Origin of the sequence: Cellulosimicrobium sp. E-16 (assembly GCF_049913115.1) — a bacterium.
Classification (GTDB): Bacteria; Actinomycetota; Actinomycetes; order Actinomycetales; family Cellulomonadaceae; genus Cellulosimicrobium.
The window spans coordinates 578,200-602,249 of record NZ_CP183974.1 but is presented as its reverse complement, the minus strand read 5'-3'; the positions used below and the strand labels follow the sequence as shown (position 1 = coordinate 602,249).

Here is a 24,050-nt window from a genome sequence, read left to right as displayed (position 1 = left end):
ACCGCCGCCGCCCGGGTGGCACCGACTCAGGGAGACGAGGGTGCTCCAGCAGCGCGCACGGTCGTCCACGACCGCACCGAGGGGGACCTCCCCCGACCACCCGCCCGGCGCCTCGGCGGGCACCGACCCCGGGTCCGGGGACGGTCCCGGCGACGGCACGACGTCCGACGGGGCCTCCCCGGGCGCCGTCGGCACGCGCCGCGAGCGCCTCGCGCGTCGGCTCCGCGGCCCGCGCCCGCGCCGTCGTGCGCTCGTCGTGGGTGCGGTCGCCGTCGTCCTCGTCGCCGCACTCGTCGTGTACCTCACGGTCCTGCGGCCCCGTGCGTCGTCGGCGCTGGAGGCGGGCGCCGCGCAGCCCGTCACCGCGCAGGCGGCCACCGCCACGTTCGAGCAGACCGTGACGACCACGGGCACGCTCACGCCGAGCGTCCAGGAGGACGTCTCGTTCGCGGCGGCGGGCACCGTGCTGACGGTCGAGGTCGCCGCGGGCGACACGGTCGAGGCGGGCCAGACGCTCGCCACCATCGACACCCTCCAGCTCGACGCGGCGCTCGCGCAGGCGAACGCCGACCTCGCGCAGGCGCGGGCCGACCTCGCCGACGCGCAGGAGTCGGACGACGGCAGCGACGCCGCCGGGGCCGCGCTCGAGGCGCGCGAGTCCGCCGTCGCGGTCGCGCAGCAGGCCACCGACGACGCCGCCGCGGCCATGGCCGACGCGACCCTCACCGCCCCGGCGGCCGGCCTCGTGACGTCGGTCGGCGTCGCCGTCGGCGACACCGTCGGCTCGACGGGCTCGTCCGCGTCGACCGGGTCGGGCTCGCCCGGCGGCACCGGCACGGTGCCCGGGGCGTCGACCGGCGGGTCCGGCAGCAGCACGTCGTCGGGCTCGTCCGACACCGCCGCCGTCACGATCGTGGGCACCGACGCGTGGGCCGTCGACGTGAGCGTGGGCGAGGCCGACGTCGCGGCGATCGAGACGGGCGACCAGGTCGAGATGACCTCGGACGACCTCGCCGACACCGTGTTCGGCACGGTGAGCGAGATCGGCCGCCTGCCGTCCACGACCCAGGGCGCGGTCGCGTACCCGGTCTCGGTCGCGGTCACCGGCAGCCCCGAGGACCTGTACGACGGCGTGAGCGTCGACGTCTCGATCGTCACCGAGCGCCGCACCGACGTGCTCTCCGTCCCCGCCGCCGCGGTCTCGACGAACGACGACGGCGCGTCCGTGGTCACGCTCGTGGCTGACGACGGGTCCACCTCCGAGCGGGTCGTCGAGACGGGCGAGACGTCGGGCCAGTCCGTCGAGATCGTCTCGGGCCTCGCCGAGGGCGACACCGTGCAGTACACGGCGTTCACGCCCGGCGCGGGCCGGGGGCAGGTCGGCGAGCAGGGCGGCACGGGCGGGCAGGGCTTCCCGGAGGGCTTCGACCCGTCCCAGCTTCCCGGCGGCGGGCAGGGCCTCCCCGAGGGGTTCGACCCGTCCCAGATGGGCGCCCGTCCCGGCCAGGGCGGGAACTCGTGACCGCGGCGGCCACCGCCGTCGGGCACGCGGACCCGGCCACGTCACCGGGACCCGCGCCCGTCATCGACCTGCGCGGCGCGCGCAAGACCTACCGCACGGGCGACCTCGAGTTCGAGGCGCTGCGCGGCGTCGACCTGCGGATCGAGCGCGGCGAGTACGTGGCGATCGTCGGGCCGTCCGGCTCGGGCAAGTCGACGCTCATGAACGTGCTCGGCTGCCTCGACACGCTCACCTCGGGCACGTACCGGCTCGCGGGCGACGACGTGGCCGACATGGACGAGACCGACCTCGCGAGCGTGCGCAACGAGCAGATCGGGTTCGTGTTCCAGCAGTTCAACCTGCTGCCGTCGCTGTCGGCGCTGCGCAACGTCGAGCTCCCGCTCGTCTACCGGGGCGTCGCCCCGGCGGAGCGCCGTGACCGGGCCGCGGAGGCGCTCGCGCGCGTCGGGCTCGCGGACCGCACCGCCAACCGCCCCGGCCAGCTCTCGGGCGGGCAGCAGCAGCGCGTCGCGGTCGCGCGGGCGCTCGTCGGCGAGCCGGCGCTCGTCCTCGCGGACGAGCCGACGGGCAACCTCGACTCACGGTCGACGGCGGACGTGCTCGACCTCCTCGACGCGCTGCACGCGCAGGGCCGCACGATCGTCCTCATCACGCACGAGCACGAGGTCGCGCAGCGGTCCCGGCGGGTCGTGCGCGTGCTCGACGGGCTCGTGACGTCGGACGAGCGGGTGGTCTCGGCATGAGCTGGACCGAGACCGCCGCCACGGCGTGGCACGCGATCCGCGCGCACACGATGCGCTCGCTCCTCACGGTGCTCGGCATCCTCATCGGGATCGCCGCCGTGATCCTCACGGTCGGGCTCGGGCTGGGGACGCAGAAGGACGTGTCCGAGGACATCAGCGCGCTCGGGTCGAACCTGCTCATCGTCACCCCGGGGTCGTCCACGGACTCCGCGGGGATCCGCGGCGGGTTCGGCTCCGCCTCGACGCTCACCGTCGCCGACGCCGAGGCCCTCGCCTCGCAGGTCGCGGTGCCCGACGTCGCCGCCGTCACCGCGGAGAAGGAGTCGTCGCAGTCGCTCGAGGCGGGCGACGCCAACTGGACCACGACCGTCGCGGGCGTCACGGGCGACTGGCTCGAGGTGCGCTCGCGCGAGCTCGCGTCCGGGGAGTTCGTCGACCCCGCGTCGACCGACGAGGTCGTCCTGGGTCCCGAGACGGCGACCGAGCTGTTCGGCCGGGCGGACGTCGTCGGCCGCACGGTGAGCATCGCCGGCACGACGTTCGACGTCGTCGGCGTGCTCGAGGCGGCCGGGTCGAGCGCGTCGACGAACCTCGACGACACGGCGGTGGTATCCCTCACGGCGATGACGTCGGCCGTCACGGGTGGCACCGACACGTCCGTCAGCACCATCTACCTCAAGGCGACCGACACCGACGCGATCTCCGCGGCCCACCAGGAGGCCCAGTCCCTGCTCCTCGCGCTGCACGGCGCGAGCAGCGCGGACGCGGCCGACTTCACGATCGACTCCCAGGACTCGCTCGTGTCCACCGCGACGTCGGTCTACCGCACCCTGACCGTCCTGCTCGCCGGGGTCGCGGGCCTGTCCCTGCTCGTCGGCGGCATCGGCGTCATGAACATCATGCTCGTGTCCGTCACGGAGCGGACGCGCGAGATCGGCCTGCGCAAGGCGCTCGGCGCTCCGCCCGGCGCGATCCGCCGCCAGTTCCTCACGGAGGCGTCGATCCTCGGCGTCACCGGAGGCCTCGTCGGCGCGCTCCTCGGCGTCGTCGCCGCGCTCACGCTCCCCGCCGCCCTGGGCTCGTCGATCGTCGTCTCGCCCCTCGCGGTCGGCGGCTCGATCGCCGTCGCGCTCGCCATCGGGCTCGTGTTCGGCGTCTACCCCGCCGTCCGCGCCGCGCGGCTCGCGCCCATCGACGCGCTGCGCAGCGAGTGACCGCGTGCCCCCAGCGCCCCACCTTCCCGAACCGGAGACTCCCATGACCCCGCGCACCACCGCTCCCCCGCTCCCCCGTCCCACCGCCGACCGGGTACGCGTCGGTCTGCCCCGCCGGCGCTCGCGCGCCGCGCTCGTCGCGACGGGAGCCGTCGGGCTCGTCCTCGCCCTCACGGCCTGCTCGGCCTCCGACGCCGCGACCCCCGATCCCGCGACGTCCTCCTCGTCCGCCGAGGACGGGGCCCCTGACGGTGCCCCCGACGACGCGCTCGCGGGCGGTGGCGGTCGCCCGCCCGCCGTCTCGGGCGAGGTCGCCGCCGTCGACGGCACGACGGCGCAGGTCCAGGACGGCGAGTCCCAGACCGCGGTCTCATGGTCTGACGCCACGACCGTCACCGTGACCGTGGACGGCACGCTCGCCGACGTCGCCGTCGGGTCCTGCGTCGTGGTCCTGACCGGCTCACCGGGCGGCACGCCCGGGGACGAGAGCGACGACACGACCGAGGACGCCGCGGTCGCGACCGTGTCCGTGAGCGATCCGGTCGACGGCGAGTGCGCTGGCGGCCTGGGAGGCGGCTTCCCGGGCGGCGGGGTCCCCGACGGCGAGCGCCCCGACGGGGCGCCGACCGACGTGCCGTCCGGCGTGCCCGACGGCGAGGGGCGCCCGGGCGGCGGCTTCGGCGGCCTGACGACGGGACTCGTCACCGCCGTCGACGGCGCCACGATCACGGTGAGCACGACCACGCCCGAGGGCCAGAGCGGCGAGGAGACCGTGGCGGTCGACGGCGCGACCGCCTACACCGTCCAGCGCACCGGGTCGGGCGACGACGTCGTCGTCGGGCAGTGCGTCAGCGCGCAGGGCGAGAGCGGGGACGACGGCACGCTCACCGCGACGAGCCTGACCGTCTCCGCGCCGGGCGACGACGGCTGCACGAGCGGCTTCCCCGGGGGCCGCGAGGGCTTCCCCGGCGGTCGCGACGGCCAGGACCGCGGCCAGGGCGACCAGGGCTCCGGTGGTAGCGATGCGTGACGCGGTCGTCCGTCGGCGTCGCCGGTCACGGCGCCACCGGCTCGTCGCGGCGGGCGTGGCGCTCGCGGTGCTGGGCGCGGGCGGCACCGCCTACGCGCTGCGTCCCGCGGACACCCGGTACCGCACCGCGACCGTCGCGACGGGCGACGTCGCGCAGCAGGTGTCCACGAGCGCCACGGTCGCGTCGGCGGCTCGCGCGGACGCGACGTTCGGCACGTCGGGCACGGTCGCGACCGTCGCCGTCGCGGCGGGCGACCGCGTCGAGGCGGGCGACGTCCTCGCGACCCTCGACGCCGACGACCTCCAGGACGCGGTCGACGACGCGCAGCAGACGCTCGCCGACGCGCAGCAGGTGCTGGCGGACGACCTCGAGGCGCAGGCGTCGGGCACCTCGTCGGGCACCTCGTCGGGCACCTCGTCGAGCACCGTGTCGAGCACCGTGTCGACGGCGTCCGCGTCCGGCGCGTCCGGCACCGGGGGCGTCGGCGCGAGCTCCGCGGCGGGCTCCGCGGTCCTGGTCGTCGGCACCACGAGCACCGGCGAGACGCGTGCCGTGGCCGTGGACGCGAGCAGCGCCGACGCGGCGGAGCGGGCCGTCGTCGCCGCGCGCGACGCGCTCGCCGCCGCGCAGGCGGACGTGCAGGCGGCGCAGGACGCCCTGCTCGCCGGGTACGCGTCGGTCGAGGACGCGGTGCTCGCCGGCACGACGGCGCTCGGCGCCTCGGGGGCGGCCGTCGAGGCTGCGACGGGCGACCAGGGCGCGTGCGCCGTCGTCCTCGGAGCCGACGCCGGTGCGGCGGCCACCGCCGACGACCTCGCCGCGTGCGCCGCGGCGGTCGTCGCCGCGCAGGAGGCGCTGGTCGCGACCGACGCCGCCCAGCGGACGACGGGCACCGCGCAGGGCGTGCTCGTCGACCTCGTCGCCGACCTCGACGACACCGTCGCCACGCTCGGCGAGCGGTCCGCCGCGCTCGACGCCGCTGTCCGGGCCCTCCTCGACGCGCAGGAGGCTGGGACCGGGGGCTCAGGGGGCTCCGGCTCAGGGGGCTCCGGCTCGGGCGGCTCCGCGACGACGCCCGTCCCGGGCACCGCCGCGCCGTCGGCGGGCGGCTCCGGGGCACCCTCGGGCGGGACGTCCGGCGCGGCGCCGGGCGGCGCGTCGGGCGGCTCGTCGGGCGGCGGCGACCAGCCCTCCGCGGGCTCCGCGCCGTCGGGGAGCGGTGCGGCCGGGCGCGAGACGTCGTCGGGCACCGTCACGGCCGAGCGCATCCTCGCCGACCGCGCCGCCGTGACGGTCGCGGAGCGGCAGGTGGACGTCGCGGAGGCGGCCGCTGCCGCGGGGACGCTCACCGCACCGATCGCCGGGACCGTGGCGCAGGTCGACGTGGCCGCCGGGACGTCGGTCGGCACGAGCGACGTCGCGGTGACGATCCTCGGCGACGGCGGGTACGTGCTGTCGTCCACGCTCGACCTCGCCGACGTGAAGGTCGTGGCGGTCGGGCAGGCCGTCACGGCGACCGTCCCGGCGACCGGCGCCGAGTACACGGGGACCGTGAGCAGCATCGCGGTGCTCAGCAACTCCCAGACCTCGACCCCGTCCTACGCGGCGACCGTCGCGCTCGACCCGGTCGACGGCGAGCTGCCGGAGGGGGCGTCCGCGGCCGCGACCATCGCCGTCGCCGCCGTGGACGACGTGCTCGTCGTGCCCACGTCCGCCGTGGCGGCCGACGGGTCGGCGCGCACGGTCCGGGTGCTCGACGGCGCCGATGTCCGCACCGTGACCGTGACGACGGGCGCCGTCGGGCCGGAGCTCACCGAGATCACGGACGGTCTCTCGGCCGGCGACGAGGTCGTGCTCGCCGACCTCGCCCAGCAGCTCGTCCAGGACGACGAGTCGTCGGGGCTGACCGGGCTCGGCTCGGACGGGTCGGACGCGCGCGAGGGCTTCCCGGGCGGGGACGTCCCCGGCGAGGGCTTCCCCGGCGGCGGGTTCCCGCAGGGTGGCGGCGGGTCCGGCGGTCCGCCGTCGGGCTGAGCGCCACGACCGGGGCCGCCGTCGTGCGCCGGACAGGTCGGGACCTTCGACCGGTCCGGCGCACCGGGCGGCGGCGCTACGTTCGAGGTCCTGGCAGCGCGGCGGGCACCCCGACCCGTCGGACTCCCGGGCAGTCGTGCGTCGGAAGGAGCCGCCGATGACCCGCCCCGGCCTCGTGGTCGCCGGAGTGAACCGGTTGTCCGTCACGGACTGGCCCGGGCGGCGGGTCGCCACGGTCCTCACGCAGGGCTGCCCGTGGCACTGCGGGTACTGCCACCACCCGGGCCTGTGCGCGGTCGCCGCCCACGGGTCGCCGCCGCCCGGTGACGCGGTCCCGTGGTCCGAGGTCGTCGCGTTCCTCTCCCCGCGCCGTCGGCTGCTCGACGGCGTCGTGTTCTCGGGCGGCGAGCCGACGCTCCATCCCGGTCTCCTCGGGGCGATCGACGACGTGCGCGGACTCGGCCTCGACGTCGGGCTGCACACCGCCGGCCCCTGGCCCGCGCGGCTCGCGCGGCTCCTGCCGTTCGTGGACTGGGTGGGCCTCGACATCAAGCACCTGCCCTCGCGCTACCCCGTCGTCACCGGGACGATCCCGTCCGGGCGCCGCGCGTTCGAGGCGCTGACCGTGCTGCTGCGCTCCGGCGTCGACCACGAGGTGCGCACCACGGTCGACCCGAGCGTGCACTCGCGCACCGAGCTCCTCGCGCTCGGCACGCACCTGCGCCGCCTCGGCGTGCGCGAGTGGGTGCTCCAGGAGGCCGTGCCCGACGGCGCGGCCGCCGCGTGGACCCGCACGCTCGCGGGCCGTCGCCTCGCCGACGTGCTCGACGACACCGACCTCGCCTGGGCACGCCGCCGCTCGGCCGCGTGAGGGCGGACCGTCGGCAGGTCGTCGTGGGGCGTCGCGTCGAGCCTCAGGCCGGGCGGACGGGCTGGCGCAGCACCGTGCGCAGCCTCGCCGGGTCCGTGCGGCGCACGTCGCTCAGGTAGATCTCGTGGTGCGGCCCGGCGAACGTCAGCCCGTGCTCGGGCAGGTAGACGTCGTGCAGCTCCGCGAGCACCGGGCCCTCGTCGTCGTACGACCCGACGTGCAGCGTCTGCACGGACCGGCCCTCGGTGAGGCTCGTGCGCCGCACGAGGTCGAGCGCGGCCGGGGCGTCCTTCTTCGCGCGGACCGTCTCCGTGGCCGCGACGACGAGGTCCTCGTCGACCCAGTCGGGCTGGAGCACCAGCAGCGTCCAGCGCCACGCGTCCTTCTCCCGCCGCACGAACGTGCTCGGGTCCTCGGCCGTCCACAGGCCCTCCAGCGGCCCGACGACGTAGTCGCGCCCCTCCCGCTTGCTCGCGAACTTCACCGCGTAGGAGACGGAGAAGAGCGCCTCGACCGCCGCCGCGTAGGCGGGCGAGGTGTTCGGGTCCCCCTCGCCGTCGACCGCGAGGTAGGCGAGCGTCGGGACGTCCACCTCGACGAACCGGCCCCGCGGCGGTGCGTACAGCTCGCGGTGCTGCGCCTTGAGGTCCACCTTGTCCGAGGGCATGGCCCGACGCTACCCGCCGCCCCCGACGACGGCCCGCCCGTGCCTCACCGGCCCGTCCGGCCCACCGCGCGGCGACCACCCGGCGTGGACGGCGCTGGCGCCCCCGTCCGGCGACTGGTATCCACACGGTGTGACCGCCTCGCCGCCCCCGTACCCGCCCGCGCGCCCCGCTCCGGGGCCGCCCCCGCCCGGCCACCCCGGACACCCGCACCAGGGATACCCGCAGCCGGGATCGCCGCACGCGGGCTACCCTCCGCTGCCGACCATCCCGCCGGCGGCGTTCACGCGCCGGTACCGGACGACGGCGTGGGCGCTGATCTGGGTGCCCGTCGTGCTCATGGTCGCGGCGGCGGTCCTCAGCATCGTCCTCCTCGCGTACGCCGACAGCGACCCGTCGCGGAACTCTGCCGCGGGCTACCTGGCGATCGTCGTCTGGGGTGTCATGCTCGTCGGCGGGCCCGTGCTGCTCGGCGCGTTCATCCCGGGCTGCGTGATGCTCTCCCGCTCGAACCGGGCCCGTGCCCTCACGCGCGCCACGGGCTACGCGCCGCCCGCCTGACGCCGGAGCGCGATCGTCCCGGTGACCGGGACGACGAGCCGCTCATGCCCCGCGGCGCGCGAGGTCGTGCTCGACCGGCTCGTCGGGGTGCACGGGCGTCACGTAGTCCACGACGGCGCGCACGACCTCGGGGTCGCGCAGCAGGCGGTGGTGCCCGAGCCCTTCGGTCGTGAGCAGCTCGCCCTCGGGCCAGACCGCGGCGAGCGCTGCGCCGACGGGGTACGGGACCTCCTTGTCCGCCCGGTCGTGCACGACGAGCGCGGGCGGGACCGGGTGGCTGCGCAGCGTCTCGCGCACGTCCAGCTCGGCGAGCGGACGGCCGGCGACGTCGGAGATCAGGCCCTGGAGCAGCTCGCGGGTCGGGCGCGAGAGCCCGAGCAGGTCGGCGAACCCGTCGAGCTCGCCCAGCACGTCCGCGATCGCCGCGACGAGCACGAGCCGCTCCGCGGGCAGTCCGTCGCGGACCGCGAGGACGGTCGTCGCGGTGCCGAGCGAGTGCGCGACGACCGCCGTCGCGTCGCCGTGCTCGCGCACCACCGCTGCGAGGGCGTCCGCGAGCTCGGGCATGGTGCTGCGCCGGGGACCGAGCCGGCCGGGACCCGCGTCGCCGTGGCTCGGCGCGTCGAAGGCGACGACGCGGTAGCCGGCAGCCCGGAGGGGCTCGACGAACGCGCCGAGCTGGCCGCGCCACCCGCCCCACCCGTGGGCCAGGTAGACGACGCCCGCCTCGGCGGGAGAGCCGGTCGCCGTCGGGCCACCGTCACGACGCGCCCGGTCCTCGGCGCCGGCCCCGGCCCACGTCTCGACGACGACGCGTGAACCGGCGTCGGTCGTCACCGTGGTGAGCGTGCCGGGGGTCGTGCGGTCGTCCCGACGTCGCCCGGCGCCGTCGGGCGGGGTGCACCACAGGTCGAGCGCGAGGCGCGCGGCCCGGCTCGGCGAGACGGCCTGGAGTGCGGCGAGGCGCGCGCGGACGAGCGCGAGCTGGAGAGCGGCCTTGCGCCGCCGCGCCGCACGACGGCGGTCGGCACGAACGGTCGTGCTTTTCTTCGAGCCTGAGACGCCCACGGGAGGTTCCTCTCGGTCGGTGGTGCAGACGGGTGCGGTCAGCGGACGGGGACCGGCGCCGGTGTGCGCGCCGCGTCGAGCAGGGCCTCGAACGCACGCCGGGCGCGCTCCTCGGCGAGCGGGTCGGCCATGAAGGCGTGCGCGTGGTTCGCCCCGAGCATGACGCCGTAGAGGTCGGAGGCGAACTGCTGCGGATCGACGTCGGCGCGGAAGCCGCCCTCGGTGACGCACGTGCGGAAGACCTGCGCGACGGCCTCGTAGAGGTCGCGATGGTCGCGCACGAGCTGCTCCCGGACAGGCCCCGCCTGGGCGGCGAGCTCTGTGGCGGCATTGACGAACAGGCAACCACCGGGGTCCTGGCGCAGGTCGCACGCGAGCCACCCCTCGAACAGCACCCGCATCCGGGGCTCGCCGCGCGGGGTGCGCAGCGCGGGGGCGACCACCGTGTCGACGAACTCGGCGCGCGCCCGGCCGAGCACCGCGAGCTGGAGCGACTCCTTGGAGCGGAAGTGCGCGTACAGGCCGGACTTCGACATGCCCGTGGCTGACGCGAGCTCGCCGATGGTGAGCCCGGTCAGCCCGACGCGGTACGCGGTCTCCACGCCACGGTGCAGGATCGCCTGCCGCGTCTCGTCGCCCTTGGTCACCCGGCGAACGTAGCACGATCGTGCGGAAACCGGGAGACCCCTGTCCGCGCCGACAGAGCAGCCGGCAGCGGGGTCGTGCCCGGCGCGAGGTCCCCCGTGAGCGTCAGCCGATCCACGCGAGCACCTGTTCCTCGACCAGCCCCGCCAGGACCGCGTAGCCGGCCGCGCCCGGGTGCGCGCCGTCGCCCGCGCGCACCTCGTGCCGCCACGTCGCGTCGCGCGCCGTCCGGTCGAGCACGGGGACGTACGGCACGCCGAGCGCCGACGCCTCGTCGCGGAGCGCGGCGTCCAGCTCGGCCGAGCGCGCGTTGTGGTCGTCGTCGTCCACGGCGACCGGACCGACCAGGAGCAGCGGGACCGGGCCGAGGTCCGCCGCGATGCGGCGCAGCGCCGCGCGGGAGCCCGCGAGGTCGACACGCGGGCGGGCGTCGTCGCCGAGGGCGGTGTCGTTGACGCCGAAGGAGACGACCACGCGCGGCTCCGCGGCCGGGGCGAGACGTGGCGCGACCTCGCGGGCCAGCCGCTCCGCGACCTGCTCCGACGTGTCCCGCCGCACCCCGAGGTTGTAGGCGGTCAGGGGCAGTCCTCGGGCGGCCGACGCGGCCACGACCCGTCCGACCCAACCCAGCGCCGACCCGTCCCCCAGCCCCGCGACGAACGAGTCACCCACGAAGCACACCCGCACGTCACGGTCTGAACGTCGCACCGGCGCAGTCTACGATCACAGCGCCCGGCACCCGCTGCCACCCAGCGGAGAGACGACGAACGGCCCCACCCGTGCGGGTGAGGCCGTTCGTCATGAGGTGCGCCCGAAGGGATTCGAACCCCCAACCTTCTGATCCGTAGTCAGATGCTCTATCCGTTGAGCTACGGGCGCTGGTCCTGCTTGCCGCTGATCGCTCACCGGCCGTCGAGAACACTACCGTGTCCCCGCCCCGAACCCAAACCGATCCGGCCCCCGGAGGCCCGGGGTGACGGACGCCACGCCGTCCGACCCTCGCCGCACCCGGCGCGCCGGGCGGTCCCCCCAGGGTCGGACGCGAGCTTCTCGACGTCCCGCCCCCAGCCCGACGCGGCGGGACCTGCCGCCGTCGGACGATCGATCCATGACGTTCACCGGCCCCTCCTCCGCTCCCGGCGGCTCGCCTCTCGTCGCGAGCGCGCTCACCAAGGTCTACGGCTCCGCCCAGACCGCGACGCACGCCCTCGCGGGCGTGAACCTCACGGTCCACCCGGGCGAGTCGCTCGCGATCATGGGCCCGTCCGGCTCCGGCAAGACGACGCTCCTGCACGTCCTCGCGGGCATCATCACCCCGACCTCCGGCTCGGTGTCGTGGCGGGGTGAGGACGTGACGACGCTGTCCGAGGCGCGGCGCACCGTCCTGCGCCGCCAGGACTTCGGTTTCGTCTTCCAGTCCGGCCAGCTCCTGCCCGAGCTGCCCGCGGTCGAGAACGCCGCCCTGCCGCTCATGCTCGCGGGCACGGCGCGCACGGAGGCCACGGCCGTCGCCGCACGATGGCTCGCGCACCTCGGCCTCGCCGGGATGGAGCAGCGCCGACCGGGCGAGCTCTCCGGCGGCCAGGCCCAGCGCGTCGCGATCGCGCGCGCGCTCGTCGGCTCGCCCGGCGTCGTCTTCGCCGACGAGCCCACGGGCGCGCTCGACCAGTCGACCGGTGCCGAGGTCCTCGACGTGCTCACGCGCGCCACCCGCGACTCGGGCGCCGCGCTCGTCGTCGTCACGCACGACGCGGGCGTCGCGCGCCACTGCACCCGCACCGTGACCATGCGCGACGGTCGCATCTCCGGCGAGTTCTTCGCGCCCGGGGCCCAGCCCGCGCCGGGCGCGGCGCAGCAGCCCGTGGCAAGCACCGCCGTCGGGCAGCCCGCCTCCCTGCCGCCGGCGCCGCCCGCCGCCCCGTACGACGCCGCCACCCAGGCCGCGATGGCCGTTCACCCCGCCGCGGGGTACGTGCCCGGCGCTCCGGCCGCGCCCACCACCCCCTCCGCGCTGAGCCACGAGAGCGGCCGGGAGAGCGCGCGATGAGGACCGTCGACCTCTGGTGGCTCCTGCGCCGCCGCAGCGCCGACGAGCGCGACCCGCAGGGCCTGACGAACGTCCTCGCGATCATCGCCTTCGGCGTGACGACGGCGATCCTGCTCGTCGTCATGGGCGGCTTCCACGCGTTCCTCGAGCGCGCCGGCGGCATCGACGGCATGCGCGAGGGCATGGACTCGGCCATCACCCCGTACGCCACGCAGTACCCGCTCCTCGCGGGCGTCGCGTCGCTCCTGCTGCTCATCCCGCTCGTGACGCTCGGCGCGGCCGCCGCGCGCCTCGCCGTCGCGCGCCGTGACGCCCGGCTCGCGGCGCTGCGCCTCGCGGGGGCGACGACGGGCCAGGTCACCACCCTCACCGCCCTCGACGCCGCCGCACAGGCAGTGATCGGCGCCCTCGCCGGACTGCTCGGCTACGGCGCGCTGCTGCCCCTCGTCGCGCAGCTCCGCTTCCAGGGACGCACCTTCGCGATCGGCGAGCTCTGGGTGGGGGTACCCGCGCTGCTCGGTGCGGTCGTGCTCGTCGTCGCGATCGCACTCGTCTCGGCGCTCGTCAGCCTGCGCCGCGTCGCGATCACCCCGCTCGGGGTCGCGGCCCGCGTCACGCCCCCCGGGCTCAAGGCTGTCCGACTGCTGTCGATGGGCGTCGCGTTCGTCGCACTGATCATCGCGACCAACCTGTCCTTCGGGTCCGTGGCGGTCGTCCTGACCGTCCTCACCGTCATCCTGCTGGTCGGCTTCGCGACGGTGAACGTCGTCGGCCCGTTCGTCATCTGGCTCGTGGGCAAGATGACGGCAGGCTCGGCACGGCGCGTGCCGACGCTGCTCGCCGGGCGGCGGATCGTGGACAACCCGAAGACGGCGTGGCGCTCCGTCGGCGGGGTCGCGCTCGCGACGTTCATCGCGGGACTGACGAGCATCTTCGCCCTCCTCGATCCCGGCCTGGGCGCCGACCCGGACGAGGTGCAGTACCTCACCGACATGAAGACCGGCGGGTTCCTCACCCTCGCCATCGCGGGCGTGCTCGCCGCCGTCTCGACGGGCGTCATGCAGGCGGGGCGCGTCATCGACCAGCGCAACGAGTACCGCACGCTCGTCCTGTCCGGGACGGACCTGCGCACGCTCGACCAGGCGCGCTTCCGCGAGACGCTCGTCCCGCTCGTCGTGAGCGTCGGTGTCTCGACGTTCGCCGCGCTGCTGTTCATGGTCCCGGTGATCGGTCTCAACGCGTTCGCGAACGTCGAGGTCGTCGTGCAGTTCCTCGTGTGCGTGGCGGCGGCGTCAGCCCTCGTGCTCGCCGGGGCGGGGGCCTCGCGGTTCGTCGTCCGGTCCGCGCTCGCGACCACGGGGAGCGCGTAACGACCCCGTACGCGTCAGCGCCCCGCAGGTCTCCGGACCGTGGGGCGCTGACAGCGCTCCGCCGGGCAACAGAAAAGGCCCCGGGCGCTGAGCACCGGGACCTTCCTGAGCGGAGACGGAGGGATTTGAACCCTCGAACGGATTGCTCCGTTACCACCTTAGCAGGGTGGCGCACTAGACCTGACTATGCGACGTCTCCTCGCAGGCTCGACGGGAGAACCTGCGTCGCCCAGGGTACAAGGGCGTCGCCGCGAGACCAAACCGCCGGGCCCGGCGGCATCGCGCGCCCCTGTCCGGTCAGTACGCCTAGCGCTCGAACGTCCACTCGCGGTCCGTCAGCATCCGGGCCACGGCGAGGCCGATCGCGAGCGCGACGATGACCAGCCCGGCCTCGACGGCGTAGGCGAGCGCCTGCGCCGTCGCGCCGGTGTTGAACTCGTACACCGCCCGGTACGCCGTGACCCCCGGGACCATGATGACGACCGCCGGCACCGACACCGTGATGCGCGGGACGCGCAGCGCCGGGGCGACCGTGGCTGCGAGCAGACCGACGAGCAGCGCGGCCGCCGCCGCGGCCGCCTGGGGCACGACGTCGGCGTCCACGAGGAGCAGCCGCCCGACGTTCGCCACCATCCCGATCGACGCGGCCCCGAGCGCCATGGCCCACGGGCTGTTGAACATCAGGGCGAACCCGAGCACCCCGAGGAAGCTCGCGACGCTCCGCAGGCCGAGGAACAGCGGCTCCGCGAGACCGGGCGGCGGGACCGGGTCCGGGGCGAGCCCCGCCGCGGCCGACACGCCCCACACGGCCAGCGCGGCCGAGGCGAGGATCATGAGCGCGTACGTCACCCGGGCGACCCCGGCGGAGAAGTCGAGCTTGGCGAGGTCGAGCGCCCCCGTGACGAGGGCGAACCCGGGAACGAGGAAGAGCACCGCGGAGACGTACCCGGCCTCGTGCCCGCCGTCGACGCCCGCGAGCGCCGACAGCGCCAGGACGAGGACCAGGTAGGCGATGCTCGCGACCGCCGCCGCGAGCATCGTCACGCCGAACTGGTTGATCCCGCGGTGCAGCATCGCGCGCCGCACGCCTTGGCCCAGCGCCGCGGCGACCAGCACCGCGCCGCACTCGACCAGGCCGCCGTTGTTGAGGAACGCGAAGGCCGCGCACGCGATCCCCGCCCACAGGGCGTTGAGCAGCGCGCCGTACAGCGGCGGCCGGCGAGCGATCCGGTCGAGCTCCGCGTCCACGGCGTCGAGGTCGGCGCCCGCGGGCAGCGTCGCGGAGAACCGCTCGAGCTGCGCCAGGCGGTCGGCGTTGATCCCGATGGAGCGGACCTCGGTGAGCTCGGTGCGGAAGATCGGGCCCCGGTACGACGTCGCGGTGATCTCCGTGAGCGTCACGTGGGCGGCGATGTGGTCGAGCCCCAGCGCCCTCGCCGCACGGGTCATGTGCGACTTCACGCGGTAGCTGCCCGTGCCCGCGGAGAGCGCGAGGCGGCCGATCCGCAGCACGGTGCCCGACCGGCGGATGAGGTCGACGGGCTCGAGACCGGCTTCGTCGGCCGGGGAGGGCTCAGGCGTCACGAGGCCATGATCCCGTACGACCTCCCGCCCGGCACTCGCCGAAGGTCCCTCCGCGTCGGGGCTGCGGGCCGCGACCGCCGCGATATCGTCCGACCATGGTCGAGGAGGCGCGCGACACGGTCGCGACAGGCGCAGCACCCGGCCCGGCACCGGCGCGCTGGCGGGTGGGACCGTCCGACCTCCGCCGGGCGCTCGACCCGTACGTCGCGGGAACGGAGGCCGACCTGCCCTACGTCGTCGTGGACGACCGCGCTAGCGAGCAGGCGGACGTCCTCGACGAGCTCCTGCGCCGAGCCTTCCTCGACTGGGGGCCGCCGGAGAATCCGCCGGGCCCCGGCGAGCATCCGGGGGCTCACGCCCTCGTGCCGTGCACCCGGTCCCATGCCGAGCGTGTCCTCGTGCGAGCGTTCCGCTGGCACCTCGCCTACCACGACGTGCGGTTGTCCGTCGACGCAGCGGCAGCGGTCGCCGCTCTTCTCGCCGGGCAGATGCCGTCGGACACGCAGTGGTCCACCAACGTCGTCCTCGACCCGGCCGACGGTCCGGTCGACGAGATCTACGGATTGTCGTCGGTCAGCCCCTACACGTTCGACCTCGCAGTCGTCGGGACCTCGACGGACCGGACTCTCGCCGTGCTCGACGTAGACGAGGACTGACGGCTCGACGCGGAGCACCGGTCTCCGGTGCCCCGCGTCGGAAGCGGAGGGCGAGGGATTCGAACCCCCGGTGCGTCGCCGCACAACGGTTTTCAAGACCGTCACATTAGGCCGCTCTGTCAGCCCTCCCGGCGAGCCATTGTGGCACGCCCCAGCCGGGCACGACGACGGCGGACCACCCCGAGGAGGGCGGCCCGCCGTCGTGCGGTCGTGCCGGGTGGCGACGCGTCGTCAGGCGGCGCCGCGGAGCTGACGCATCGCGAGCTGGACGAGCGCGATGAGCGTCTGCTTGGTCGCCGCCCGGGAGCGCGCGTCCGTGTAGAGCATGGGCACGTGCGCGGGGATCTGCAGCGCCTCGCGCACGTCCTCGAGCTTGTGCTTGGCCACGCCGTCGAAGCAGTTCACGCCCACGACGAACGGGATGTTGCGCGACTCGAAGTAGTCGATCGCCGGGAAGCACTGCTCGAGGCGGTCGGTGTCGACGAGCACGACGGCGCCGATCGCACCGCGGACCAGGTCGTCCCACATGAAGAGGAAGCGGTCCTGGCCCGGCGTGCCGAACAGGTACAGCCACAGGTTGCCCGGGAGGGACACGCGCCCGAAGTCCATCGCGACGGTGGTCGTCGTCTTGCGGTCGGACACGCCGCCCGCGTCGTCGACGCCGACCGAGTGCTCCGTCATCGCAGCCTCGGTGTTGAGCGGCTCGACGTCGGAGATCGACCCGATGAACGTCGTCTTGCCGACGGCGAACCCGCCGGCGACGACGATCTTGACGACCGTCGGCGCCGTCCGCGCGGGCGTCGCGGCTGCTGCGGGCTGCGCGGCCGGGGGCTGCACCGCAGCGGTCGGCTGCGCCGGCGCCACGGAGGGGGCGGGCTGCGCCGGAGCGGCGGGCTGCGCGGCGGCGACAGGCTGGGCCGGGGCGGCAGGTTGGGCCGGAGCGGTGGGCTGCGCCGCGACAGGCTGCGCGGCGGCGACGGGCTGCGGCGCGGTGCGCGGCTGAGCGGCTGCCTGGGCCGTCGCCGTCGGGGCGGGAGCCGAGACGGTCGGCGCCGGCTGCGCCGCAGGTGCCGCCGGCGCCGCGGGGCGCGCCGGGACGGCCGCCGCCGGAGCCTGGGTGGGCGCACCGACGGGCGCGCTCACCGGTGCCCACGCCGTCTGACGGACCGCCGACTGGCCACCGGGCGCTCCCCCGATCACCCCGGACGGCTGCCCTGCCTGCGGCGCGCTGCCCGAGCCGTCAGAGGGTGGAAATGCCATTGAGAACACTCTCCAAGACGCTCAGGGACAGACCCGAGTGGTTGCTGCCGTGGCCCGTGTGGACGTTGAGCGGGGTCGACGTGTGGACGGTGATGTAGTTGTCCTCCTGAAGATCCGCGACGAGCACCTTCGTCACACCGAGCGGGAGGCGCAGGAGCGCGGAGAGCTCGGCGATCGAGACGTACGTGTGCGCGGCGTGCTGGAGGATCGAGCGCTTCTCGGGCGGGAGCCCGAAGCTGTTCACGGCGCCCGGCATGACCTCGACGAGCGCCTCGAGCGGGAGGTCGGACGTGGCGGAGCGCACACGACCGCCCGTGACCGCGTACGGGCGGACCGTGGCCGCCTCGTACCCGTCGTGTGCTCCCATGCTGCCGAAAGGTACGTTCGTCATCGATCAGTCCTCATCCCACCGGGGCTCGCGTCGCGCCGTCGACCGGAAGGCTACCCCGCATCTCCGAGATGAGCTGCGGCGTCAGTGTCGCCTCGGTGCGGGAGACCAGGAGCGCCATCTCGTAGCCGATGAGGCCGATGTCGCAGTTCGCCTCCGCCACGACGCCCAGGACGGACCCGTTCGAGACGTTCATCAGGAACAGGAACCCGTTGTCCATCTCGATGATGGCCTGGCGGACGTTCCCTCCGTTGAGCTGCCGGGCCGCCCCACGGGTCAGGCTCGACATGCCGGAGACGATCGCCGCGAGCTGGTCACCGCTCGTGCGGTCGAGCTGGTCCGACATCGCCATGAGCAGGCCGTCCGCCGACACCACGAGCGTGTGCCGGCTGCCCGGGACCGTCCGCACGAAGTTGTCGAGCAGCCACCCGAAGTTGGTTGCCTCGGTGCTGAGCGCGTTCACTCTTCCTCCTCGTCAGTTGCCGCAGACGGCATGTCGTCACCGCGCCTGCGGCGCTGAATCAGGGACATAATCCATGGCCTGGGGGGTCCAGGTCGAACTCGTCTCGTCCTGGCCCTCGACACGGCCGCGGGCCGTGGCCGACTGGAACGCCGACAGACGGGCCCGGAGCTGCTCCGGGTCACGGTCGATGCGGGCCGTGAAGCGGTCGACGTAGCCCTCTCGCTCCTCGCCGCGCGAGCGTCGGGTCAGGCCCGCCGCCGTCGTGCCGTCGACCTGGAGGGGCTGGTAGATGCCGTCGTTCGGGTCCGCCAAGGTCGCTTCCTGGAAGTCGGTGCTGCCCTGCAGCAGGGTGGACATCTCCTCGTACAGCACCGCGGACGCCATCCAGTCCGACCGCGCCTCGACCGAGTCGGCGATGTACCCAGGCTCCAGCGGCTCGATCGCCTCCCCCACCTGCCGCCGGACGAGCGGTGTCGGCGGTCCGTACCCGGCCGGAGCCGGGCTCGGTGCGACCTCGGGGGCCGCGAAGGACGCCTCCCGCGCCGCGTAGCCGGTGTCCGCGGACGGCACGTCCTGCACCGGGGCGAGCGTGCGCGTCTCCTGCACCGGGGCGGCGAACGGCTCCGGGGCGAACGACGCCGAGGTCGCACCGCCCACGGGCTGCCCGGCGCGCGGCGCGAACGCCGATGACCGCTCGGGGGCCTGGTGCTCCTGCGACGGGGCCGTCGGTGCCGCGACCGGAGGAGCGGCGACCGAGGCTGCAGGAACGGGATCCGGCGTCAGGGCTGCCGGAGCTGGAGCTGCGGGAGCTCCGGCGGGGCGGGACGCCAGCGCCTCCGCGGACGGCCCGGCCGGGCGCGCCTGCGGCGTCGCGGTCGTCCGAGGGCGCCGACCGAAGAGCCCGCGCTTGCGCGCCTGGCTCTCACGCAGCGAGCGACGTGTCGGCAGGTCGGCCATCAGCTCCTCGAAGCGGGGAAGCGCCTCGAAGGTGAGCTCCGCGGGGATGTCCTCCGCCGCCTCGGCCCCGTCGCCCGCCGGCACGACCGGGACCGACGCTGCCTCGGCGTGGGCCACGGTCGGCACCGGGGCCTGCGCGTGGGCCGCGACCGGCTCCGCGGCCGCAGGGGCACGCTCGACCAGCGGGACGCGCGCGACGGTCGCCTCGTCCACGGGCTCGGCCGCGACAGCGGGCACGACCCGGGTCGCGTCGAGCGGCGCGTCGGCCACGGACGACGGCGCCCACGCCTCGGCAGCCGGCTCCGGCGTCCACGCCTGCTCGGCAGGCTGCTGGGGCGTCCACGCCTGCTCAGCGGGCTGCTGGGGCGTCCACGCCTGCTCAGCGGGCTGCTCGGGCGTCCACGCCTGCTCGGCGGGCTGCTCCGGCGCCCACGCCTGCGCGGGGGCCCAGGTGTCCGGGGCCGGCGCGACGGCCGGATCCTGCGGCGTCCACACGTCCTGCTGGACCGGGGTGTCGGCCGGTGCCTCGGAGACGAGCGGGATGTCCGTCGCCGTGACGTCCGGGGCGACGGGAAGCTCCACCGGGTTCTCGGTGGCCGGACGGTCGCCGACCGGGCGGAAGCTCGAGAAGAGCGCGCTGCGCGTGCTCACGTCGAGGACGGGGATCTCGGCGGAGACCGGCTCGACGGGGCTCGTCGCCGGGCGCGACCTGCTCGGGAGCGCGGCGCCGGCGTCGGCGACCTCCGCGGGCGGGCTCCACGCCTCGTCCGCCGCCGGGAGCTGCTCCGGCAGTGCCGGCGTGGCGAGCGGGGGCAGGACGATCGCACCGGTCTGGGGACCCGACGCGAAGGACGCGCTCGGCGCCGCGGCGGCGGGGTCGACCGTGCGCGAGCGACGGCGGGGCATACCGGTCTGGGTGGTGCCGTCCGTGAGCGCGTCGAGGTCGACGGGCACCGCGACGGGAGCCTCGGGCTCGACGGTCGGGAACGACGCCGTCGCGGCGGGTGCCGGGATCGACGGAGCGGCCGGGGCCACGACCTCCGCGGCGGGGAGCGCCGGGACGACTCCCGTGCCGGCGAGCTGCTGGGCCGCCGCCTGCGTGCTCGTCTCGAGCGGGTCCGTCGGCTGCGGGAGCGGCACGTTCGAGTCGGGGACGAAGAGGGCGGCCGGGAAGGACACGACGACCTCGGTCCCCTGGTCGTCGCCGCCCGCGCTGAACCGCACCCTCGCGCCGAGACGGTCGGAGAGGCGACCGACGACGAAGAGGCCCAGGCGCTGCGCGCCGACGACGTCCGACGCCGCGTGCGTGGCGACCTTGCGGTTCGCCTCCGCGATCTCGTCGGGCGTCATCCCGAGACCGTGGTCGCGGACCGTCACGTAGACGAAGTGCTCGTCGCGCCCGGTCGTGACCTCGACCGGCGTGTGCGGCTCCGAGAACATCGTCGCGTTCTCGAGGAGCTCGGCGAGCAGGTGGGCGGCGTTGAGGGCGTTGTGCCCGAGCATGAGCGGGTCGACGACCAGGTTCAGGCGGACGCGGTCGTACAGCTCGATCTCGGAGGACGCCGTACGGATGACGTCCGAGGCCGGCATGGGCTGACGCACGCGGCGACCCGAGTCGATGCCCGCGAGGACGAGGAGGGACTCCGCGTTGCGGCGCATACGCGTCGCGAGGTGGTCGAGGCGGAAGAGGTTGGACAGCGTGCCCGCGTCCTCCTCGGAGCGCTCGAGGTCGTCGAGGAACGCGAGCTGCCGGTTGAGGAGCACCTGGTCGCGACGCGCGACGTTGACGAACATCTCCGCGATCGAGCCGCGGAGGGCGGCCTGCTCGCGCGCGACCTTGATGGTCGTCTGGTTCACGTCGTTGAACGCGGTCGCGAGCTGGCCGACCTCGTCCGTGGACTCCACCGTGATCGGCGCCAGGTCGATGCCCGGGCCCTGGCCCGGCACGGCGACCTGCTCGACGAGCCGTGGGAGCTGGTCACGCACGTCCTCGGCCGCGTCGGTGAGGCGGCGCAGCGGGTTGACGATCGCGCGGGCGATGAAGCCCGCGACGAGGATCGAGGCGATGACCGCCGCGAGGGTCGCGAGGATCGTGACGACCGCTCGGGTGGTCGCCGCACCCGCGAGGTCGGACGCTTTCTCCGCGGTGGCGGTGCGGACGTCGTCACGCACCGGGCTCGTCTGGTCCCGGTCCGCCTGCGACAGGTCCGGCCACTGCGCAGCCTGGCTGGGCGGCGTCGCCTTGGGCCGGGAGCCGGCGAGGTTCTGTCGGATCTGGTTGTACGTCGCACCCGGCGGCACGAGCCGGAAGTCTCCCGGGAGCCGTCGGACGGCCGTGCCCGCGCGCGCCGTGAGAGCGTCACCGTTGGTCACCAGGACCGCGGCCTGCTGGCTCGTCTCGTTGCTCTCCTGACCGACCTGGGCGGCGGCGAGGACCGCACCGGCGAGCGGCTGCTCGAGCGCCTGCTGCGCGAGGAGCTCGTCGAGGAGGACGTAGGCGTCGAGGTACTGAGCGAGTGCGCGGTCCGGGGCGGTGTCGGCGAGCGTACGGGGCACGTCGAGCGCTGAGTCGATGAGCGCGTTGTACTGCGAGTTGCGCGTGAGCTGGCCGATGGACGACCGGTCGATGGACTGCCGGATCGCCGTCAGGTCGTTCCGGTCCGCGATCGTGTCGGCGACCGCCTCCCGCACGCGCGGGTCGAGCGCCGACGTGTCGAGCCTCTCGTACGCGCGGTCGCGCGCGTCGAGCGCCTTGTCCGTCTTCTCGCGCTGCGCCATCATCTGCGCCTCGCTGTCCTCGGTCCCGGCGACCGCGTCCAGGAAGGAGTACGTGCGCTCGGCCGCGATCTCGGTCCCTGCCGCGTCCTGCGCCGCGAGCGCCCCGACGAGCGCGCTCGTCTGGCTGGCGTCGCGCGCCGACCCGATGGCCTGTGCCGAGATGATCGCGGCGGCCGCGAAGAGGACGAGGACGGGCACCGCGAGAGCCGCAAGGATCTTCCCGCGAACGCTCAACCTGCGGAGCATACGAACCTGCCTCCATCACCCTGGTCCACCCGTTCGGCGGCGCGGTCGGCGCGCGTGGCAGCGGCGCCTCCCGGGCTCCGCTCCCCGGTCGTGCGTACTAACTATCGGTGCACATCCCCCGGACACCTAATCCGCGAGGAGCGTGAACTTTCGTCCTGCTCCCGCGACGCCCCGTCGGCGAACCGGCGCCTCCCGGGCCGTCCGCGTAGTCTCGGCGATGTGCGAGGCGTCACGATATCGGCCCCCGGTGGCCCTGAGAAACTAACGGTTTCCGCGCTCCCTGACCAGACCCCCGGACCGGACGAGCTCGTGGTCCACGTCGCTTCCGCTGGCGTGAACCGCGCTGACCTGCTACAACGCGCCGGATCCTACCCGCCGCCCGCCGGCGCACCGGACTGGCCCGGCCTCGAGGTCTCGGGCACGGTCGCGGCCGTCGGGGAGTCCGTGACGGGGTGGTCCGTGGGTGACCGCGTGGTCGCGCTGCTCGACGGCGGCGGCTACGCGGAGCAGGTGCGCGTCCGGTCGACGCAGGTGCTGCCCGTCCCCGACGGCGTGGGCCTCGTGGACGCCGCCGCGCTCCCCGAGGCGGCGTGCACGGTGTGGAGCAACGTCGTCGACGTCGGTCGCCTGGCCCCGGACGAGTGGCTGCTCGTGCACGGCGGGTCGGGGGGTGTCGGGACCGTCGCCGTGCAGGTCGGCGCCGCGCTCGGCGCCCGCGTGGCCGTCACCGCGGGCGGCCGCGACCGGGCCGACCGGTGCCTCGCGCTCGGGGCGAGCCTCGCCGTCGACCACCGCGAGGAGGACTTCGTCGCCGCGGTGCGGGACGCCTCCGGCGGGCACGGCGCGGACGTCGTGCTGGACGTCGTCGGCGCCGCCTACCTGCCGCGCAACCTGGAGGTGCTCGCCACGGGCGGGCGCCTGGTCGTCATCGGCATGCAGAAGGGACGACGCGCAGAGCTCGACCTGGGCCTCCTCCTCGCCCGCCGCGCCACCGTCGCCGGGACGACGCTCCGGGCGCGGCCCCCGGCCGAGAAGGCGCGCATCGTGCACGAGGTCCTCACGCACGTCTGGCCGATGGTGGAGGACGGGCGCGTGCGCCCCGTGGTGCACGCACGCCTCCCGCTCGAGGAGGCCGCGCGGGCGCATGAGCTGCTCGACTCGGGCGAGGTCTTCGGCAAGGTGCTCCTCGTTCCCTGACGCGATCCCGCCCTCGCGCGTCCCGTCGGTGCGCGCGTGGGCGGTGCACGCCAGACTGGAGCCATGGCTGACGAACCGCGCGACCCCCGCTCCGACGAGCCCACCCCGACCGAGCCCGCCACCGGCGCGGACGACGCCGTGCCCGACGACTCCGACGAGCCCGCCCGCGCCACCGTGGTGATGCCCGACGGGACCGGCGTGAGCGTGGTCGAGAGCGACGACTCGACCGACCCCGACCGCAACCCGGCGACGGTCATCGAGGAGCCGGCCAAGGTGATGCGCATCGGCGGCATGATCAAGAAGCTCCTCGACGAGGTCCGGGACGCCCCGCTCGACGAGGCGGCGCGGTCGCGCCTCGCCGAGATCCACGAGCGCTCGCTCACCGAGCTCGAGGAGGGCCTGTCGCCCGACCTGGTGGCGGAGCTGCACCGCATCACGCTCCCGTTCTCGGACGACACGGTCCCGACCGACGCGGAGCTCCGCGTCGCGCAGGCGCAGCTCGTCGGCTGGCTCGAGGGCCTGTTCCACGGCATCCAGACGGCGCTCGTCGCCCAGCAGATGGCGGCGCAGGCGCAGCTCTCGCAGATCCGCCGCGCGCTGCCTCCCGGCTCGTTGCCGCCCATGGGCCCCGGCGGCCCCGGCGGTGTCCCGGGTCAGCCCGGCGGGCGTCCCGACGAGCACGACGGGAGGCCGTCGCCGGGCCAGTACCTCTGACCGACCCGAGCGGCCCCGCCGGTCTCGTGGACGACG

Annotated in this window: 21 protein-coding genes and 3 tRNA genes; 12 read left to right on the top strand and 12 right to left on the bottom strand. The window is 75.3% G+C overall.

What is annotated here, in order from left to right; all coding sequences use genetic code 11:
* The first annotated feature begins 40 nt into the window (after positions 1 to 40).
* From ACN9MS_RS02710 to ACN9MS_RS02685, 6 genes are all read left to right on the top strand, one after another.
* The gene (locus ACN9MS_RS02710; RefSeq protein WP_426310610.1) at positions 41 to 1,522 is read left to right on the top strand and encodes an efflux RND transporter periplasmic adaptor subunit; all 1,482 of its coding nucleotides are present in this window, start codon (positions 41 to 43) and stop codon (positions 1,520 to 1,522) included.
* On the top strand, positions 1,519 to 2,265 hold the full coding sequence (locus tag ACN9MS_RS02705; RefSeq protein WP_426310609.1) for an ABC transporter ATP-binding protein: 747 nt from the start codon (positions 1,519 to 1,521) through the stop codon (positions 2,263 to 2,265). The genes ACN9MS_RS02710 and ACN9MS_RS02705 overlap by 4 nt, the downstream gene beginning before the upstream one ends.
* Positions 2,262 to 3,479: an ABC transporter permease gene (locus tag ACN9MS_RS02700; RefSeq protein WP_426310608.1), complete on the top strand. Its 1,218-nt coding sequence runs from the start codon at positions 2,262 to 2,264 to the stop codon at positions 3,477 to 3,479. The genes ACN9MS_RS02705 and ACN9MS_RS02700 overlap by 4 nt, the downstream gene beginning before the upstream one ends.
* Before the next feature lie 43 nt (positions 3,480 to 3,522).
* The gene (locus ACN9MS_RS02695; RefSeq protein ID WP_426310607.1) at positions 3,523 to 4,509 is read left to right on the top strand and encodes a hypothetical protein; all 987 of its coding nucleotides are present in this window, start codon (positions 3,523 to 3,525) and stop codon (positions 4,507 to 4,509) included.
* Positions 4,502 to 6,544: a biotin/lipoyl-binding protein gene (locus ACN9MS_RS02690; RefSeq protein WP_426310606.1), complete on the top strand. Its 2,043-nt coding sequence runs from the start codon at positions 4,502 to 4,504 to the stop codon at positions 6,542 to 6,544. Before ACN9MS_RS02695 ends, ACN9MS_RS02690 begins: the two co-directional genes overlap by 8 nt.
* Positions 6,545 to 6,701: 157 nt before the next feature.
* Positions 6,702 to 7,415 (top strand): anaerobic ribonucleoside-triphosphate reductase activating protein, encoded by a 714-nt coding sequence (locus tag ACN9MS_RS02685; protein WP_426310605.1) that lies wholly within the window; start codon positions 6,702 to 6,704, stop codon positions 7,413 to 7,415.
* Positions 7,416 to 7,458: 43 nt separating this feature from the next.
* Here ACN9MS_RS02685 and ACN9MS_RS02680 read toward each other — a convergent pair whose 3' ends face one another.
* Entirely contained in the window at positions 7,459 to 8,082 is a 624-nt protein-coding gene (locus ACN9MS_RS02680) for a GyrI-like domain-containing protein (protein ID WP_426310604.1), read from the bottom strand.
* A 130-nt stretch (positions 8,083 to 8,212) separates the two neighbouring features.
* Between ACN9MS_RS02680 and ACN9MS_RS02675 the strand changes: the two genes are divergently transcribed.
* Positions 8,213 to 8,641 carry a hypothetical protein gene (locus ACN9MS_RS02675; RefSeq protein ID WP_426310603.1) on the top strand — a complete coding sequence of 143 codons (429 nt, stop codon included), beginning with the start codon at positions 8,213 to 8,215 and terminating at the stop codon, positions 8,639 to 8,641.
* Between the two features lie 42 nt (positions 8,642 to 8,683).
* Here ACN9MS_RS02675 and ACN9MS_RS02670 read toward each other — a convergent pair whose 3' ends face one another.
* From ACN9MS_RS02670 to ACN9MS_RS02655, 4 genes are all read right to left on the bottom strand, one after another.
* Positions 8,684 to 9,709: an alpha/beta fold hydrolase gene (locus ACN9MS_RS02670; protein WP_426310602.1), complete on the bottom strand. Its 1,026-nt coding sequence runs from the start codon at positions 9,707 to 9,709 to the stop codon at positions 8,684 to 8,686.
* A gap of 38 nt (positions 9,710 to 9,747) precedes the next feature.
* A complete protein-coding gene (locus tag ACN9MS_RS02665; RefSeq protein WP_426310601.1) occupies positions 9,748 to 10,356 on the bottom strand; it encodes a TetR/AcrR family transcriptional regulator in 609 nt (202 codons plus the stop codon).
* A 103-nt stretch (positions 10,357 to 10,459) separates the two neighbouring features.
* On the bottom strand, positions 10,460 to 11,062 hold the full coding sequence (locus ACN9MS_RS02660) for a GDSL-type esterase/lipase family protein (RefSeq protein WP_426310600.1): 603 nt from the start codon (positions 11,060 to 11,062) through the stop codon (positions 10,460 to 10,462).
* A 98-nt stretch (positions 11,063 to 11,160) separates the two neighbouring features.
* Positions 11,161 to 11,233, bottom strand: a tRNA-Arg gene (locus ACN9MS_RS02655).
* 229 nt (positions 11,234 to 11,462) lie between these two features.
* Between ACN9MS_RS02655 and ACN9MS_RS02650 the strand changes: the two genes are divergently transcribed.
* Both ACN9MS_RS02650 and ACN9MS_RS02645 read left to right on the top strand, forming a co-directional pair.
* Positions 11,463 to 12,401: an ABC transporter ATP-binding protein gene (locus ACN9MS_RS02650; protein ID WP_426310599.1), complete on the top strand. Its 939-nt coding sequence runs from the start codon at positions 11,463 to 11,465 to the stop codon at positions 12,399 to 12,401.
* Positions 12,398 to 13,771, top strand: coding sequence for an FtsX-like permease family protein (locus ACN9MS_RS02645; RefSeq protein WP_426310598.1), 1,374 nt, complete (start codon positions 12,398 to 12,400; stop codon positions 13,769 to 13,771). The genes ACN9MS_RS02650 and ACN9MS_RS02645 overlap by 4 nt, the downstream gene beginning before the upstream one ends.
* Before the next feature lie 110 nt (positions 13,772 to 13,881).
* On the opposite strand, the gene ACN9MS_RS02640 is transcribed toward ACN9MS_RS02645, so the two are convergent.
* A tRNA-Ser gene (locus tag ACN9MS_RS02640) sits at positions 13,882 to 13,970 on the bottom strand.
* Between the two features lie 107 nt (positions 13,971 to 14,077).
* Positions 14,078 to 15,355, bottom strand: a complete 1,278-nt coding sequence (locus tag ACN9MS_RS02635; protein ID WP_389277309.1) for a threonine/serine ThrE exporter family protein — start codon at positions 15,353 to 15,355, stop codon at positions 14,078 to 14,080.
* 95 nt (positions 15,356 to 15,450) lie between these two features.
* Between ACN9MS_RS02635 and ACN9MS_RS02630 the strand changes: the two genes are divergently transcribed.
* Positions 15,451 to 16,011, top strand: coding sequence for a hypothetical protein (locus tag ACN9MS_RS02630; protein ID WP_426310597.1), 561 nt, complete (start codon positions 15,451 to 15,453; stop codon positions 16,009 to 16,011).
* A gap of 44 nt (positions 16,012 to 16,055) precedes the next feature.
* On the opposite strand, the gene ACN9MS_RS02625 is transcribed toward ACN9MS_RS02630, so the two are convergent.
* From ACN9MS_RS02625 to ACN9MS_RS02605, 5 genes are all read right to left on the bottom strand, one after another.
* Positions 16,056 to 16,140 (bottom strand) — tRNA-Ser (locus tag ACN9MS_RS02625).
* Between the two features lie 102 nt (positions 16,141 to 16,242).
* Positions 16,243 to 16,848, bottom strand: coding sequence for a GTP-binding protein (locus ACN9MS_RS02620; protein WP_426311806.1), 606 nt, complete (start codon positions 16,846 to 16,848; stop codon positions 16,243 to 16,245).
* Between the two features lie 403 nt (positions 16,849 to 17,251).
* Complete coding sequence (locus tag ACN9MS_RS02615) at positions 17,252 to 17,638, bottom strand: DUF742 domain-containing protein (RefSeq protein WP_031317001.1); 387 nt, start codon at positions 17,636 to 17,638, stop codon at positions 17,252 to 17,254.
* A 34-nt stretch (positions 17,639 to 17,672) separates the two neighbouring features.
* Positions 17,673 to 18,122, bottom strand: a complete 450-nt coding sequence (locus ACN9MS_RS02610; RefSeq protein ID WP_024839165.1) for a roadblock/LC7 domain-containing protein — start codon at positions 18,120 to 18,122, stop codon at positions 17,673 to 17,675.
* 36 nt (positions 18,123 to 18,158) lie between these two features.
* Positions 18,159 to 22,091: a nitrate- and nitrite sensing domain-containing protein gene (locus ACN9MS_RS02605; protein ID WP_426310596.1), complete on the bottom strand. Its 3,933-nt coding sequence runs from the start codon at positions 22,089 to 22,091 to the stop codon at positions 18,159 to 18,161.
* A gap of 231 nt (positions 22,092 to 22,322) precedes the next feature.
* Between ACN9MS_RS02605 and ACN9MS_RS02600 the strand changes: the two genes are divergently transcribed.
* Positions 22,323 to 23,300: an NAD(P)H-quinone oxidoreductase gene (locus ACN9MS_RS02600; RefSeq protein ID WP_426310595.1), complete on the top strand. Its 978-nt coding sequence runs from the start codon at positions 22,323 to 22,325 to the stop codon at positions 23,298 to 23,300.
* Positions 23,301 to 23,363: 63 nt separating this feature from the next.
* Positions 23,364 to 24,014: a bacterial proteasome activator family protein gene (locus ACN9MS_RS02595; protein ID WP_426310594.1), complete on the top strand. Its 651-nt coding sequence runs from the start codon at positions 23,364 to 23,366 to the stop codon at positions 24,012 to 24,014.
* Positions 24,015 to 24,050 lie beyond the last annotated feature (36 nt).

Bases quoted from the DNA above. Each gene is read 5' to 3' on its own strand.
- ACN9MS_RS02700 (WP_426310608.1), top strand. From the start codon at position 2,262: ATGAGCTGGACCGAGACCGCCGCCACGGCGTGGCACGCGATCCGCGCG.
- ACN9MS_RS02695 (WP_426310607.1), top strand. From the start codon at position 3,523: ATGACCCCGCGCACCACCGCTCCCCCGCTCCCCCGTCCCACCGCCGAC.
- ACN9MS_RS02690 (WP_426310606.1), top strand. From the start codon at position 4,502: ATGCGTGACGCGGTCGTCCGTCGGCGTCGCCGGTCACGGCGCCACCGG.
- ACN9MS_RS02685 (WP_426310605.1), top strand. From the start codon at position 6,702: ATGACCCGCCCCGGCCTCGTGGTCGCCGGAGTGAACCGGTTGTCCGTC.
- ACN9MS_RS02680 (WP_426310604.1), bottom strand. From the start codon at position 8,082: ATGCCCTCGGACAAGGTGGACCTCAAGGCGCAGCACCGCGAGCTGTAC.
- ACN9MS_RS02650 (WP_426310599.1), top strand. From the start codon at position 11,463: ATGACGTTCACCGGCCCCTCCTCCGCTCCCGGCGGCTCGCCTCTCGTC.
- ACN9MS_RS02645 (WP_426310598.1), top strand. From the start codon at position 12,398: ATGAGGACCGTCGACCTCTGGTGGCTCCTGCGCCGCCGCAGCGCCGAC.
- ACN9MS_RS02630 (WP_426310597.1), top strand. From the start codon at position 15,451: ATGGTCGAGGAGGCGCGCGACACGGTCGCGACAGGCGCAGCACCCGGC.
- ACN9MS_RS02615 (WP_031317001.1), bottom strand. From the start codon at position 17,638: ATGGGAGCACACGACGGGTACGAGGCGGCCACGGTCCGCCCGTACGCG.
- ACN9MS_RS02595 (WP_426310594.1), top strand. From the start codon at position 23,364: ATGGCTGACGAACCGCGCGACCCCCGCTCCGACGAGCCCACCCCGACC.